Consider the following 14,482-nt stretch of genomic DNA (forward strand, 5'->3'; position numbering starts at 1 on the left):
GGCAGCAGGCCAGCCTAGTCCCCGGGGTCGCGGCCTGCCTCGTTCGTTTGGATGGGGGGCTTGGCGGGCTCCTGGGTCAGGGCCTCGCGCAGTGCATCGCCGTTGACCAGCATGCGCTGCAGCATGGACAGCATCAGCGTGCATTCGCTGTGGCTGAAGCCGCGCAGATGGCCGTTGAGCACCTTGGTCAGCACCTTGGGCACCTGGGTGGCGACGCTGCGTCCCTCCTCGGTGAGCACCAGATGCACCACGCGCCGGTCGGTGGTGGAGCGCTCGCGGCGCAGCAAGCCCTTGGCCTCGATGCGGTCCAGCGCACGCGTCACCGAAGCCGGGTCCATGCCCAGGTCCTTGGCCAGCGTGCTGCTATTGGTGTCGGCGCAGACCAGCAGCTTGTACAGCGGCAGCCACTGCACATAGGTCAGTCCTTGCTCGGCCAACTGGGCGTCGGCCAGCTGCAGGATGGAACTGAGTACACGCCGCATGAGAAAGCCAATGCTTTTGTCCGGCGCGTAGACCCCTGCCTGGTAGAAGAAGCTGGATTCGTCCTGCGGGTCGATGATGGGGTCGGTCTGGTTTTGCAATGGCGCCACCAATATTTGCTTGGTCAATGATTGAGTCGGCAATTATTGTGCAGCTGCAAAAAAATGTCAGCAAGGTTTGAATGAGATGGGCGCTGCCTTTGCACGAGCTGATCTTTTTGCTATGAAAACAAAAGCAGTTTGCGCATTGTTGGTTTGTGCCAGAGCCTTGTCGGACCCAAAAAAAGCCCGGCCATGAAGACCGGGCTCGCAGAAGGCTACAGCAGGCTCAGAGCGGCACGCGCAGCACGACCACAATCACCAGGCCCAGGGCCAGATTGAAGGAGACCCATTTGCGGATGCTCTCCAGCGCCTTGCCGCCTGCGGGCCAGTCCTTGAGCTGCACGGCCGCATTCAGGCGCTTGAACAGTGCGAAGCGGATATGACCGAACACGGCCATCATCACCAGGCCCAGAATGCTCATCACAATCCAGTTGACCGGCATGTTGAACTGGCCGCCGGCCTGGGCGGCCATGGCATGAATGCTGCCAATCATGCCGATGCCGGTGGCCAGCACGACGACCACCAGCACCATGACCCAGGCAAAAAAGCGCTGGAGCACACCATGCATCACCGTCACGCGCTCGGGCGGCTGCAGGCCCTGGACGGCAGGGCGCAGAAAGAAATGCGCGAAGAACATGCCGCCCACCCAGATGATGATGGCCAGAAGGTGCAGAAGTTTGAACAGGATGAAAAGCATGGTTTGTGGGGGCTTGATTTAGGGGGACATCGCAAGCCTAACGGAGATCGGGAACACACAGGCCGAAATAGCAGGGCTTTCGCGAGCCCAGGCCTGATCGGACTTGGCTGCAACCCATAACCGCCAACCACAGTGAAGGAGTTCTGATGCCGGAACAAGCCACCGTCGTCGCCTTCAAGCAGTCTTCCGGGCGGGTTGCCCTGCGTACCGGTAGCGGCCGCTTTGTGCTGGCCGAGCAGACCGATTCAAGCGCGCTGCGCGAAGGGCTGGGTCTGAGCGGCAATATGAGCGAGTTCGGCCCCGAGGTCTGGAGCGATGACAGCGGGCAGAACCAGTACCAAGTCTTGGTGCTGGGCTGGGATCTGTGGGATCTGTCTCAGGAAGCGGTCGAGCGGGAGATGTGATGTGTTGCTCCTGAAAGAAGAGCTGCCAGCGCCTGTTTGACAGGTGCTGGCAGCTTTTTCTTTTGGGGCTTTCCTGGAACCGGGGCTTTCGCCCCGGTGCGCCCTGTTACTTCTTCAGGTCGAAGCGGTCCAGTTCCATGACCTTGACCCAGGCCGCGACGAAGTCCTGATAGAACTTCTGCTCGTTGCCCTTCTCGGCATAGACCTCGGCCACGGCGCGCAGAACAGCGTTGGAGCCGAAGACCAGGTCCACGCGGGTGCCGGTCCACTTCTTGGCGCCGCTCTTGCGGTCCACGCCTTCGTAGTTGCCATCCTCCAGGGGCTGCCACTGTGTGCCCATGTCCAGCAGGTTGACGAAGAAGTCGTTCGTCAGCTTGCCCGGAGTCTGGGTCAGCACGCCGTGGTTGCCGGCGGTGTTGATGTTGATGGCACGCAGGCCGCCGATCAGCACGGTCATCTCGGGGGCCGTGAGCGTCAGCAACTGGGCCTTGTCGATCAGCAGGGCTTCGGCGGGTGCCGGGAAACGTCCTTGCAGGTGGTTGCGGAAGCCGTCGGCCTTGGGCTCCAGCGGCGCGAAGGATTCGGCATCGGTCTGTTCGTCGCTGGCGTCGCCGCGGCCGGGGGTGAAGGGCACGCTGATCTTCACGCCAGCATCTGCGGCCGCTTTTTCAACGCCCGCGCTGCCGGCCAGCACGATCAGGTCGGCCAGCGAGATGCGCTTGTCGCCCTCGGCAGCCTTGTTGAACTCGCGCTGGATTTCCTCGAGCTTGCCCAGTACCTTGGCCAGCTGCGCAGGGTTGTTGGCTGCCCAGTCCTTTTGCGGAGCCAGGCGGATGCGGGCACCGTTGGCGCCGCCGCGCTTGTCCGAACCGCGGAAGGTAGAGGCCGAGGCCCAGGCCGTGGCCACCAGTTCCTGCACAGACAGGCCCGATGCCAGCAGCCTGGCCTTGAGGGCGGCCACATCGGCGTCGTTGACCAGTTCATGCTTGAGAGCGGGGATGGGGTCTTGCCAGATCAGCTCTTCCTTGGGTACTTCAGGGCCCAGGTAACGTGCACGCGGTCCCATGTCGCGGTGGGTCAGCTTGAACCAGGCGCGGGCAAAGGCTTCGGCAAAAGCCTGTGGGTTTTCGAGGAAGCGGCGCGAGATCTTCTCGTATGCCGGGTCCATGCGCAGCGACAGGTCGGTAGTCAGCATGGTGGGCTTTTTGTTGGGACCGCCATGCGCATCGGGGATGACATCGCCAGCGTCCTTGGCCACCCACTGAATGGCACCGGCAGGGCTTTTTTCCTGCACCCATTCGTACTTGAACAGGTTCTCGAAGAAGAAATTGCTCCACTGTGCAGGAGTCTGGGTCCAGGTCACCTCCAGGCCGGAGGTGATGGCATCGCCGGCCTTGCCGGACTTGAAGCTGCTGGCCCAGCCCAGGCCCTGGGCTTCGAGGCCGGCGGCTTCGGGCTCGGCGCCCACATGGCTGGCGGGGCCCGCGCCATGGGTCTTGCCGAAGGTGTGGCCGCCGGCGATCAGCGCCACGGTTTCCTCGTCATCCATGGCCATGCGGGCAAAGGTGTCGCGGATGTCATGCGCGGCCGAAAGGGGGTCGCCGTTGCCGTCCGGGCCTTCGGGGTTGACATAGATCAGACCCATCTGCACGGCGGCCAGCGGGTTCTCGAGGTCGCGTTCGCCACTGTAGCGGCTGTGCGGGTTCTGGGTGGGCGCCAGCCATTCCTTCTCTGCACCCCAGTACACGTCCTGATCGGGTTCCCAGGTGTCCACGCGACCGCCGCCGAAGCCGAAGGTGCGGAATCCCATGGTTTCCAGTGCGACGTTGCCGCACAGCATCATCAGATCGCCCCAGGAAATCTGGTTGCCGTATTTTTGCTTGATCGGCCACAGCAGGCGGCGCGACTTGTCGATGTTGACGTTGTCAGGCCAGCTGTTGAGGGGGGCAAAGCGCTGCTGGGCGCGGCCCGCGCCGCCGCGACCGTCCTGAATGCGATAGGTGCCGGCTGCGTGCCAGGCCATGCGGATGAACTGGGGGCCGTAGTGGCCGAAGTCGGCAGGCCACCAGTCCTGCGAGTCGGTCATCAGGGCGCGCAGGTCGCGCTTGACGGCTTCATAGTCCAGCTTCTGGAAAGCCTGGGCGTAGTTGAAGTCTTCACCCAAGGGGTTGCTTTTGGCGGAGTGCTGGCTCAGCAAATCCACGCGCAGCTGATTGGGCCACCAGTCCTTGTTGCTGGTGGCGTTGCCTGCGGCGGCGGTTTCGCTGTTCTGTCCTTGGTGGAAGGGGCACTTGGATTCAGTAGTCATGGGGCTCTCCGTTTCAACGATCCGACAGGTCGGTAGGTCCAGGAAACAGATATCAATCAATGATTGATATCAATCAATTCAACTCAATAGCTATTGGCGATTGGTTGAGATGAATTATCGGTGCGCGGCTGGCCTGAAGGGCGTGTTGTGCTATTGAAATTACTAAGCAGCGCCATAGGAAGAAATATGGGTCGAGTCCTTGGCCGACGGGAAGTCGGGCGAGGAGACTGCGCAAAGTGACTGAGATGCTGACGTTTTGAGCGTATGCGAGGCGACCGGTTTGCACAAGCAGGGGCGAGCAAATCAGGTGCTTGACCTACCTGTGTCATCTGCGTCTGCGGCTTATCCGGCCACCAGTTTGTGCACCAGATCGGCCGCCGTGGAGGCGCCGTATTTGCGCATCAGCCGGGCGCGGTAGATTTCCACGGTGCGGTGACTGATGGCCAGTGCCTTGCCTATTTCCTTGCTGGTCATGCCTTCGAGAAGACGTGCAGCGACTTCGCGCTCGCGGCCCGTGAGTTCGGCCTTGACGGGGCGATGGGCCGAGAGGTCCTCGAAGCTCCAGATGCCCGAGGCATGGGGGTCGTTGCGATCCAGCGTGCGGCCGCTGACATGGCACCAGAACACCTCGCCATTGGCGCGCTTCATGATGCGGTTGTCGGAATAGATGCCCGTGGTGTTCAGGATGGGAGCGATGCGCGCGCCCAGGCGCTCGTATTCGTCAACGCTGGGATATAGCACCTGGAACGTCTGTCCTATGAGTACCTCGCGCGAGGCATGGAACATTTCACACAATTGCCGATTACAGTCAATCATGATGCGGTTGCGCGAGATGACGAGACCTACAGGGGCGGCGTCGAACGCCAGCCGGTAATCCACAACCATGGTACTGCTCTTTACGAAAAACTACTTACTCAAGTACGTAGTATCGTAGCGCATCCAATTTCAAGGAGACATGTGTGAAAAAGCTCTACCCATCCGCAGAAGCGGCGCTGCAGGGCGTGGTGGCCGACGGGCAGTTGATGGCCGTTGGCGGCTTCGGCCTGTGCGGCATCCCCGAGGCCCTGATCGATGCGGTTTGCGCCAGCGGCGTCAAGAACCTCACGGTGGCATCCAACAACGCCGGCGTGGACGGCTTTGGCCTGGGCAAGCTGCTGGACACCCGCCAGGTCAAGAAGATGATCTCCAGCTACGTGGGCGAGAACAAGGAGTTCGAGCGCCAGTACCTGGCCGGTGAGCTGGAGCTGGAATTCACGCCCCAGGGCACGCTGGCCGAGAAGATGCGCGCCGGCGGTGCGGGCATTCCCGCCTTCTTCACCAAGACCGGTGTGGGCACGCTGGTGGCCGAGGGCAAGGAATTGCGCGAGTTCGATGGCGAGACCTATGTGATGGAGCACGCCATCGTGGCCGATGTGTCCCTGGTCAAGGCCTGGCGCGCAGACAAGAGCGGCAATCTGCAGTTCCGCCTGACGGCGCGCAACTTCAACCCTGCGGCAGCTACCTGCGGCAAGGTCTGCGTGGTGGAAGTCGAGGAACTGGTGGAAGTGGGCGAGATCGCTCCTGACGACATCCATCTGCCCGGCATCTATGTGCACCGCATCGTGCACAACGCCAGTCCCGAAAAGCGCATCGAAAAGCGCACCGTGCGCGAAGCCTGAACCATGGTGGATTCGTCCTATTCGCCCGAGGCTGCCGCCCAGGCTGACCTGCCGATCTTTCGTGCGCTGGCTGCGCAGGAGCGGGAGCAACTGGACCGCGAACGCTTGCTGGTGTGCCAGGTCGCGGCCCGTGAGCTGGGGTTGAGCGACTGGAGCATGGATCGCTCGGGTCTTGCGCAGTTGCAGCAGTTGCTCGATCGCGGCCTGGTATCGGCCGACAACCTGCTGCTGGCCCGAGGATTGGGTGTGGTGCTGGGTGACGCGTTGAGCTGCGAAATGGACGATATGGACTGGCATATGGTGAGCGACGAGTGGGGAACCGACCCCGTTGTGCGCTATCTCGAAACCAGCATCCAGGTGGGGGCTCGCGACATGGTCCTCAAACGGCTCGAAGACGGCCAGACGGTCTATCTGCTGCACTTGCTCGATGGTGTGATGGCGCACCTGCAGCCCATGATCGACTCCGGCGACTACCAATAACGTCAATCAAGATTTATTCAGGAGGCTCTTATGCCCTGGACCCAAGACCAGATGGCCGCGCGCGCGGCCAAAGAACTCGAAGACGGTTTCTACGTCAACCTCGGTATCGGCATTCCCACACTGGTGGCCAACCACACGGGTGACAAGGAAGTGTGGCTGCAGTCCGAGAACGGCATGCTGGGCATCGGCCCCTTCCCGACCGAAGACCAGGTCGACGCCGATCTGATCAATGCCGGCAAGCAGACCGTGACCACGCTTCCCGGCTCGGCCATCTTCGGCTCCGACCAGTCGTTTGCCATGATCCGCGGCGGCAAGATCAATCTGTCCATTCTGGGCGCCATGCAGGTGTCCGAAAAAGGCGATCTGGCCAACTGGATGATTCCCGGCAAGATGGTCAAGGGCATGGGCGGAGCCATGGACCTGGTGGCGGGCGTCAAGCGCGTCATCGTGCTCATGGAACATGTGGCCAAGAAAAAGGACGGCACGACCGACCTGAAGATTTTGCCCAGCTGCACTCTGCCGCTGACGGGTCTCGGCGTGGTGGATCGCATCATCACCGATCTGGGTGTGATGGACGTGACACCCGAAGGCCTGAAGCTGGTGGAGCTGGCCGAGGGCGTGAGCTTTGACGAGATCCAGTCCAAGACGGGTGTGACGCTGCTGAAATAAGCGGCGCTGCGCTCCTGGCAAGAACCGCTGCGGCGGTTCTTTTTTTATGCGTTTTCTGCGGAATCAGCAGAATTAATAGCTGCCGGAGTCGATAGGGCAAGCGATGTAAGCTGTTTTTGCTTTAATTGTGGCCCACAAATTATTGCAATCTGCAACAATCGAGTTTGATTGAGCAGACAGAAAAAGAGCGCTTTGATGAGTGAGAACGCTGGTGCGCAGGGGCACGAGACCGATGTACATTTTTTGCGCGCAGTCACCGATATGGCCGAGCATACGGAGGTCATGACAGGCGATGCAATCTATACCGACAAGGGCATGAAATTGGTGGACAAAGGCACACGTGTTGACAGTCGTCTCTATGACCGTCTGGTCATGCACAAGCTGCGTGACCCGATCGATGCCAACCTGATCACGGGCGACCTGGTCGACGTGGCATCCCTGGTCACTCTGGCGCGCCAGCAATGCGAGCAGGTTGATCTGCTGCATCGCATGGTGGCGTCCATCGGCGATGTCGAGCGCCTGCTGGCACCGCTCAAGAGCTTGCTGCTGCCCCAGGCCATTGCCTTCAAGCTCACCGTCATGCGCGAGCAGCGCACCGACCTCTACCAGCACAGCCTGCAGATGGCGCTGGTGGCGATCTTTCTGGCGCTCAAGAACGGCTGGACCGAGCGCGAATGCGTGCCGCTGGCCACGGCCGCGCTGTTGCACGACGTGGGCATGCTCTATATGGACCCGGTCTGGACCGACCCGGACCACCGCCTGAGCGGCGAGGAACGCAAGCACCTGGTCGCGCATTCCGTCACCGCCATGCTGGTGGTGCGCAGCACGGAACTGTATTCGCGCGCCGTGGAAATCGCCGTGCTCGAGCACCATGAGCGCATGGATGGTTCCGGCTATCCGCGCGGTATCAAGGGCAACGCCATTTCGCCCATGGGGCAGGTGCTGCTGCTGGCCGAAGTGGTCTCGGCCTTCTTCGAGAAATTCACGGACATGCCGGGCCAGCGTCTGTCGCTCATGCTGCGCATGAACCACAAGAGCTATCCGGCCGATCTGGTGCACCTGATTCTGCCGCTGCTCTACGACGAAATCAGTCCCGGCAAGCCGCTGGCGCCGCTGCAGGCCGAGTTCTCGCACAGCATCGCGGCGCTGGAGGCCGCGCTGCGCAAATGGAGCGAGCTCAGGCGCGAGTTTCCCGAGCACTGGCAGCAAATGCCCGATGCGCAGGCGGCGGTGTTCGTGGAGACCAGTCTTGCACAACTGCAGAAACAGCTGGCCGAAGCGGGCTCCCACCCCAGCCAGCAGCTGGATGTGCTGAGCTACCTCAAGGATGACGCCCTGGGCATGAGCGAGCTGGCCCTGGTCAACCGCGAGGCCTTGTGGCAGCTGCAGGCCATCATGAACGACTGCCAGCGCCGCTGGCCCACGCTGGGGGAGGGCGGCTCCACGCTGGAAGTTGCCGTGGCCGAGTGGTGCGAGGCCTGCGCCCAGCTGATGCCGCAGGCCGGCCGAAGCTCGGCCATGAATGTCGACAAGCAGTCGCTCAATTGAGGGCGTTGACTGCGAGTTTTGCCCGCGACGGCTGTCCTCAAGTTTGATAGCTGCAGGCGCTTAATTGACGGGCGCTACATGGGTATTTCTTCAAGGTTTTGTGCATCACGCCGCAGCGCGGCGTGCTTTGCCGCGTCTGTTGGCAGCATCTCGAAAAAGTATTTTTGATAGCGCGTGATGCCCGATCAACAAGGGTAGGCTGCATCTGCTGCTGGCCTTAGGGCTTTGTTTTGCGCGGAAATTCTTATAGCTGTATATTTGTACAGTATTTGAGAATATTCCTATGCACACCCAGTCCCAGACATATTTGCCCCGTCCTGGCTCACAGCCAGGCATGACGGAGCCTGTCCGGCAGCAGGCTGGTGCAGGGCAGGGCGCGCGGCGGGGTCTGCAAGCTGCGGACCACCCGCATCTGTCCGCCATACAGATTCCCGGTGTCTGGCGTGGCACGGACTGGCAACTGGATGCCTGCCGAAATGTCTGGCCCAGTGGCCATGCGGCGCTGGATTGCGAGCTGCCCGGTGGCGGCTGGCCCGGCAATGCCTTGATTCAGCTGCAGCAACCCGCGTACTGCCATGCGGAGTGGGCCTTGCTGTTGCCCGCGCTGGCCGCAGGAGTGCGTCAGCATGCGGCTTCGCGCGGGGATACGCGGATGGGGCAACTGGTGCTGGTGGCTCCGCCCTATCTGCCCTTCGCCCCGGCCTTGCAGGCCGCCGGCATTGACGCGAAGCGGCTGTGTGCGGTGCAGCCGGGGCGCAGTGCCCAGGATCTGGCTTGGGCCTGCGAGCAGGCGCTGCATTGCCGGGATGTGCTGGCGGTGCTGGCCTGGTTGCCCGAACTTCCCGCGTCCACGCTGCGCCGCTTGCAGCTGGCTGCCGCTTCGCAGGGGCGGCCTCTGTGGCTATGGCAGGAGTCGCAGGCCGAACCGTGCAGCTCTCCCGCCGCATTGCGGTTGAGGCTGGAGAGAGTCACGACAGTCTCCGCAACTCAGCAGGTGCCGGGTTTGCAGATACAGATACTGAAGCGCCGTGGGCCTTTGCTGGAGCGCCCCATACAGCTGTCGCTTTCGCAGTGGGCCTGGCAGCCCGTGCTGCAGGCACAGGCACAAAGACATGCGCGCCAGAGCGAGGAGGCTGCCATGCTCATGCAAGGGCGCATGACAGCCGCCGCTCCTGCAACGGCCTCGCCTTGGATGACGGAGGCATGAGATGGGCAGTGCAGAGCACTGGATAGCCTGGCCTCTGGCCTGCCTGAGCGAGTCAAGTCCGGTGCCCGAGAGTGCCTGCTGGTGGGCGCTGGAGTTTTCGCCGCGTGTGGCCTTGCTCGAAGACGCCTTGCTTATGGAGACCAGCATGGTGCAGCGTCTTTGGGGCGGGACCGATGCCTTGCTGGCGCTGCTGGACAGTGCTTTTGCGCAAGCCTGCCAGGCCGGCTTCCATGAGTCAGAGGGCGGGGATGCGGCATTGCAGCCGCTGCGCGGACAGGGCGGAACGGCCTGGCAGGCATTGGCACGGCTGCGGCTGCAGCAGGGCCGGCCTTGCGGCTCCGTCCCTGTTCCTTTGTCCGTGCCTGAGTCATCGCCGCATGCCGATGCGCTGCCGCTATGGACGCTGAGCGCCCTGGAGCAGCACAGCGCCGTGCTGCTGCGCCTGGGCTGCCGGTGCTGGGGCGATGTGCGCTCACTGCCGCGCGCGGGGCTGTCACGCCGCATTGGAGCCAAGGCTCTGCGTGTGCTCGACGAGGCCTATGGTCTGCTGCCCCAGCCGCTTGACTGGTTGCAACTGCCTCAGCAATTCGAGCTGCGCCATGATCTGGGTTATCCGGCTCACCATGCCGATGCCGTGCTCCATGCCGCGCAGCCGCTGTTGCGCGCGCTGCAGTCCTGGCTGCAGGCCCGTCACCATGCGGTGCTGGCACTGCAATTGCGCTGGCACCATGATCTGCGCCGTATCGACGGCCAGGAGCTGCCGGCCTGGGAATCGCTTGTCATCCGCACGGCCCAGCCCACGCAGGGCATGGCGCATCTGCAGCGCCTGCTGCGTGAGCACCTGGGCCAGCAGCGCTGGCGCGCACCCGTGGACATGCTGGAGTTGCAGGCACTGGAGACGGTTCCCTGGGCGGCCGAGCCGCTGAGCTGCCTGCCTGCCGCCCAGGGCCAGAGCCCGTCGGACAGTCTTGCCTGGCATGAATGGGTGGAACGCCTGAGCGCCCGCTGGGGGGAGGAGGCCGTGCAGATGGTGCAGCCACTGGCCGACCACCGCCCCGAGCGCATGCAGCGCTGGCAAGCTGCTGCGCCTCTGCTGCCGAGCAAGAATCCTGCTGCAAGAGACGCGACCCAGGCTGGAGCAGGAGCGCAGCTCAGGCAGCAAGGCACGCATCGCGGCCGTCAACCCGGCTGTGCCGACCCCTGGCAAGCCCTGTGGCCGCCCTGGCTGCTGCCCCAGCCCGAGGCCTTGCCCGTGCAGGGCAATCGTCCCCAATGGCACGGGCCGCTGCAGCTCAGGGCCGGGCCCTACAGGCTGGAGTCCGGCTGGTGGGATGCTGCTGGTGATGCGTCTGCCAATGCCCAGGCCGGCGCGCCAGCCGGCCTCGCCGAGCGTGACTATTTCGTGGCCTATAACGCCGTGGTCGGACATGTCTGGATTTACCGCGAGCGCGTCCGTAGCGAACACCTGATGGGCATGACATCCAGCCCCGCCAGCTGGTTCGCGCAAGGCATGTATGGCTGAGCAGCTCACGGCCGAGCCGCCCGCTCCCTCTCTGCGGCTGGCGGGGCCGCCGCCTGCCGCGATACCGGCCAGTCCCGTGGCTCAAGGCATGGGCAGAGGGCCGCTGGCCTATGCCGAGCTGCACTGTCTCTCGCATTTCAGTTTCCTGCGCGGTGCTTCATCGCCTGCCGAGCTGGTGTACCGGGCCAAAAGCCTGGGCTATGCGGCGCTGGCGCTGACCGACGAATGCTCGGTAGCCGGTGCCGTGCGCGCCTTTGAAGCGGCGCGGGACTGCGGCCTGCATCTGATCCATGGCAGCGAATTCGCCTGGGGTCCGCTCAGGATTGTGGTGCTGGTGCGTGATCTGCAAGGCTGGGGCAATCTCTGTGAATTCATCACCGCTGCACGCAGCCGGGCTGCCAAAGGGGAGTATCTGGTCGATGAATCCAGCCCCTGGCAGCTGCTGAATCAAGGCTGCGAGTGCCTGCTGCTGCCGCAGCGCGGGAAGCTGCATGCATCGGATTTGATAGCTGTAACCGCTTGCCTGGAAAGCGTTTCAGGCTATCTTGATGCTGAAAACCTCTGGCTGGGTGTGGAGCTGCACCTGGCGCCCGACGACAGCCTGTGGCTGCAGACCCTGCAGCAGGCGGGCGCGGCGCTGGGGCTGCGCTTGCTGGCCTGTGGCGATGTCCATATGCATGCGCGCTCGCGCAAGCCCCTGCAGGATGTGGTCACGGCTATCCGCCTGGGGCGCACCGTGGCCGAATGCGGCTTTGCGCTGCAGCCCAATGCCGAGCGGCATCTGCGCTCGCGTCTGAGGCTGGCTTCGCTCTATCCCAGGGCCATGCTGGAGGCGACGCTGGAGCTGGCCGGGCGCTGCAGCTTCAGCCTGGACGAGATCCGCTACCACTATCCGAGGGAGAGCGTGCTGGCCGGCATGACGGCCACGCAGACCCTGGCCTGGCTGACCTGGGAGGGCGCGGCGGGACGCTATCCCCAGGGCATTCCCAAGAAGGTGCGCGATCAGCTGCACAAAGAATTGGCACTGATCGAGGACAAGAAGTATGAGATGTACTTTCTCACCGTGCATGACATCGTGCGCTATGCGCGCAGCGTCGGCATTCTCTGCCAGGGGCGTGGCTCGGCGGCCAATTCTGCGGTCTGCTACTGCCTGGGTATCACCGCGGTAAACCCGCATGGTGGCAATCTGCTGTTCGAGCGCTTTATCAGCAAGGAGCGCGGCGAGCCGCCCGATATCGATGTGGACTTCGAGCATGCGCGGCGCGAAGAGGTCATCCAGTACATCTACGGCAAATATGGGCGCGATCGCGCCGCGCTCACGGCCGTGGTCAGCTGCTGGCGCAGCCGCAGCGCGCTGCGCGATGTGGGCAAGGCGCTGGGCCTGCCGGCCGATCTGATCGATGCCCTGGCCAAGGGGCAGTACTGGTTCAGCGAGCATGCCCAGGCGCAAGCACAGACGCATGCCGAGACGGCGGATGCGGCAAAGGAGGACCAGGCGCTCGAAGCTTTGCCCGAAGACTGGGTGCAGCGCAAGCTCCAGGAAGCCGAGGTGCTGGCACGCGAAATGAATTGCGCAGTGAGCGAGCATCGGCTGCGCCTCTGGATAGAGCTGTCCTGGCAGCTCAAGGACAGCCCGCGCCACCTCAGCCAGCATGTGGGCGGCTTTGTGCTGACCGAGGGCAAGCTCACGCGTCTGGTGCCTGTGGAGCCTGCCACGATGGCCAAGCGCTCCGTCATCCAGTGGGACAAGGACGATCTCGATGTCGTGGGCCTGCTCAAGGTCGATGTACTGGCCCTGGGCATGCTCACCATGTTGCGAAATGCCCTGAACGAGCGCGCCCGCTGGCGCGGCGAGCTATGGGAGCTGCACCAGATTCCGCAGGAGGATGCCGCGACCTACGAGATGATTTGCCAGGCCGATACCGTGGGCACTTTCCAGATCGAAAGCCGCGCCCAGATGAGCATGCTGCCGCGCCTGCAGCCGCGCACCTTCTATGATCTGGTGGTCGAGGTTGCCATCGTGCGCCCCGGCCCGATTCAGGGCGGCATGGTCCACCCCTATCTGCTGGCGCGCGAGCGCGAACGCAGGGGGCTTGCGCTGAAGCTTCCAGACCCGGAGCTTGAAAATGCCTTGCTGAGAACCCTGGGCGTGCCCATTTTCCAGGAACAGGTGATGCAGATCGCTATGGATGCTGCCAAGTTTTCGGCCGGCAAGGCCGATGAGCTGCGCCGTTCCATGGCGGCCTGGAAGCGCAAGGGCGGCGTACACAAGTTCGAGCGCCCGTTGATCGACGGTATGGTGGCGCGTGGCTACAGGCTGGAATTCGCTCAGGCCATCTTTGCGCAGATGCTGGGCTTTGGTGAATATGGCTTCCCCGAAAGCCATGCCTACAGCTTTGCGCTGCTGGCCTATGCGAGCGCCTGGCTCAAGCGCCATGAGCCGGCCATCTTTCTGCAGGCGCTGCTCAATGCCCAGCCCATGGGCTTTTATTCGCCGTCACAGCTGGTGCAGGATGCGCGCCGGCACGGAGTGCGCGTGCTGCCGGTCGATGTCTGTCATAGCCACTGGCATTGCACGCTGGAAGGCCCTCTGCAAGCCATGCGCGGTGTGGCCCAGCCCCAGCCGGCCGTGCGCCTGGGGCTGAACCGGGTTGCCAAGCTGGGCAAGGCCGCAGCGCTGCGGATCGAAGGTGAAGCTGCGCAGGCTGCGTGGAAGGACGTGAGCGATCTGGCCATCCGGGCCCGGCTGGACAAGGCGGATATGGAAGCCCTGGCCGCGGCGGATGCGCTGCGCAGCCTGGCCGGTCACCGCCGCCAGCAGATGTGGGATGCTGCTGCGCAGATCAGTCTGCCGCCCATTTTTGCGCAGGCCGCCATTCATGAGCCGAGGCTTGAGCTGCCCCAGGCCGCCGAGGGCGAGGAAATCATGTTCGACTATGCCGCCACCGGCCTGAGCCTGCGCCGCCACCCGCTGGCCTTGCTGCGTTCCAGGCTGGAGCGCCATGGGTTGAAGACCGCTGCCGAGCTGCGTCATATGCTGCCAGGCCAGAAGGTACGCGCCTGCGGCATCGTTACCGTGCGCCAGCGCCCACCTACCGCCAACGGCACGCTGTTCATCACGCTGGAAGACGAAACCGGTGTCATCAACCTGGTGGTCTGGAGCCAGACCTTTGCCCGCTGGCGCTCCGCGTTGCTGGCCTCGCGTCTGCTGGCCGTGGAGGGCATCTGGCAGCGCAGCACGGCCCCGCAACTGGAGGCGTCGGAATCAGCAGGGGATATGCCTGCGGCCCAGACAGGGGATGAACCAGCGGTTCGCCATCTGGTCGTGATGAAGGCCAGGAATGTGACCCGCTGGCTGGGGCGGTTTGCCGAGGTCGGACTGAACAGCCGGGATTTTCATTGAGCCCG

12 protein-coding genes are annotated in these 14,482 nt (G+C 63.4%); 8 read left to right on the forward strand and 4 right to left on the reverse strand.

Annotated elements, in window-relative coordinates; all coding sequences use genetic code 11:
• Positions 1–14: 14 nt before the first annotated feature.
• Positions 15–590 carry a MarR family winged helix-turn-helix transcriptional regulator gene (locus DJFAAGMI_RS04970; RefSeq protein WP_211456165.1) on the reverse strand — a complete coding sequence of 192 codons (576 nt, stop codon included), beginning with the start codon at positions 588–590 and terminating at the stop codon, positions 15–17.
• 217 nt (positions 591–807) lie between these two features.
• Positions 808–1,278, reverse strand: a complete 471-nt coding sequence (locus DJFAAGMI_RS04975; protein WP_211456166.1) for a CopD family protein — start codon at positions 1,276–1,278, stop codon at positions 808–810.
• A gap of 146 nt (positions 1,279–1,424) precedes the next feature.
• On the opposite strand from DJFAAGMI_RS04975, the gene DJFAAGMI_RS04980 reads away from it, so the two are divergent.
• Positions 1,425–1,682 carry a hypothetical protein gene (locus DJFAAGMI_RS04980; protein WP_211456167.1) on the forward strand — a complete coding sequence of 86 codons (258 nt, stop codon included), beginning with the start codon at positions 1,425–1,427 and terminating at the stop codon, positions 1,680–1,682.
• 106 nt (positions 1,683–1,788) lie between these two features.
• On the opposite strand, the gene katG is transcribed toward DJFAAGMI_RS04980, so the two are convergent.
• Both katG and DJFAAGMI_RS04990 read right to left on the reverse strand, forming a co-directional pair.
• Complete coding sequence (gene katG, locus DJFAAGMI_RS04985; RefSeq protein WP_211456168.1) at positions 1,789–3,990, reverse strand: catalase/peroxidase HPI; 2,202 nt, start codon at positions 3,988–3,990, stop codon at positions 1,789–1,791.
• A 342-nt stretch (positions 3,991–4,332) separates the two neighbouring features.
• Entirely contained in the window at positions 4,333–4,875 is a 543-nt protein-coding gene (locus DJFAAGMI_RS04990) for a PAS and helix-turn-helix domain-containing protein (RefSeq protein ID WP_003055436.1), read from the reverse strand.
• 74 nt (positions 4,876–4,949) lie between these two features.
• On the opposite strand from DJFAAGMI_RS04990, the gene DJFAAGMI_RS04995 reads away from it, so the two are divergent.
• The 7 genes from DJFAAGMI_RS04995 (at position 4,950) to dnaE (ending at position 14,477) form a co-directional block, all read left to right on the forward strand.
• Positions 4,950–5,648 (forward strand): CoA transferase subunit A, encoded by a 699-nt coding sequence (locus DJFAAGMI_RS04995; RefSeq protein WP_003055435.1) that lies wholly within the window; start codon positions 4,950–4,952, stop codon positions 5,646–5,648.
• A 3-nt stretch (positions 5,649–5,651) separates the two neighbouring features.
• On the forward strand, positions 5,652–6,128 hold the full coding sequence (locus DJFAAGMI_RS05000) for a DUF3806 domain-containing protein (RefSeq protein WP_211456169.1): 477 nt from the start codon (positions 5,652–5,654) through the stop codon (positions 6,126–6,128).
• 30 nt (positions 6,129–6,158) lie between these two features.
• Complete coding sequence (locus DJFAAGMI_RS05005; RefSeq protein WP_003055433.1) at positions 6,159–6,797, forward strand: 3-oxoacid CoA-transferase subunit B; 639 nt, start codon at positions 6,159–6,161, stop codon at positions 6,795–6,797.
• Positions 6,798–6,992: 195 nt separating this feature from the next.
• A complete protein-coding gene (locus DJFAAGMI_RS05010) occupies positions 6,993–8,345 on the forward strand; it encodes an HD-GYP domain-containing protein (RefSeq protein ID WP_211456170.1) in 1,353 nt (450 codons plus the stop codon).
• Positions 8,346–8,679: 334 nt separating this feature from the next.
• Positions 8,680–9,552 (forward strand): translesion DNA synthesis-associated protein ImuA, encoded by an 873-nt coding sequence (imuA, locus tag DJFAAGMI_RS05015; RefSeq protein ID WP_249333803.1) that lies wholly within the window; start codon positions 8,680–8,682, stop codon positions 9,550–9,552.
• 1 nt (position 9,553) lies between these two features.
• The gene (locus tag DJFAAGMI_RS05020) at positions 9,554–11,074 is read left to right on the forward strand and encodes a DNA polymerase Y subunit UmuC family protein (protein WP_211456172.1); all 1,521 of its coding nucleotides are present in this window, start codon (positions 9,554–9,556) and stop codon (positions 11,072–11,074) included.
• Positions 11,067–14,477, forward strand: coding sequence for a DNA polymerase III subunit alpha (dnaE, locus tag DJFAAGMI_RS05025; RefSeq protein ID WP_211456173.1), 3,411 nt, complete (start codon positions 11,067–11,069; stop codon positions 14,475–14,477). The genes DJFAAGMI_RS05020 and dnaE overlap by 8 nt, the downstream gene beginning before the upstream one ends.
• The last annotated feature ends 5 nt before the right edge of the window (positions 14,478–14,482 follow it).

Origin of the sequence: Comamonas brasiliensis (assembly GCF_018292285.1) — a bacterium.
Lineage (GTDB): Bacteria > Pseudomonadota > Gammaproteobacteria > Burkholderiales > Burkholderiaceae_C > Comamonas > Comamonas brasiliensis.

Coding starts and splice junctions, on each gene's coding strand:
- DJFAAGMI_RS04975 (WP_211456166.1), bottom strand. CDS start 1,278: ATGCTTTTCATCCTGTTCAAACTTCTGCACCTTCTGGCCATCATCATC.
- DJFAAGMI_RS04980 (WP_211456167.1), top strand. CDS start 1,425: ATGCCGGAACAAGCCACCGTCGTCGCCTTCAAGCAGTCTTCCGGGCGG.
- katG (WP_211456168.1), bottom strand. CDS start 3,990: ATGACTACTGAATCCAAGTGCCCCTTCCACCAAGGACAGAACAGCGAA.
- DJFAAGMI_RS04990 (WP_003055436.1), bottom strand. CDS start 4,875: ATGGTTGTGGATTACCGGCTGGCGTTCGACGCCGCCCCTGTAGGTCTC.
- DJFAAGMI_RS05000 (WP_211456169.1), top strand. CDS start 5,652: ATGGTGGATTCGTCCTATTCGCCCGAGGCTGCCGCCCAGGCTGACCTG.
- DJFAAGMI_RS05005 (WP_003055433.1), top strand. CDS start 6,159: ATGCCCTGGACCCAAGACCAGATGGCCGCGCGCGCGGCCAAAGAACTC.
- DJFAAGMI_RS05010 (WP_211456170.1), top strand. CDS start 6,993: ATGAGTGAGAACGCTGGTGCGCAGGGGCACGAGACCGATGTACATTTT.
- imuA (WP_249333803.1), top strand. CDS start 8,680: ATGACGGAGCCTGTCCGGCAGCAGGCTGGTGCAGGGCAGGGCGCGCGG.
- DJFAAGMI_RS05020 (WP_211456172.1), top strand. CDS start 9,554: ATGGGCAGTGCAGAGCACTGGATAGCCTGGCCTCTGGCCTGCCTGAGC.
- dnaE (WP_211456173.1), top strand. CDS start 11,067: ATGGCTGAGCAGCTCACGGCCGAGCCGCCCGCTCCCTCTCTGCGGCTG.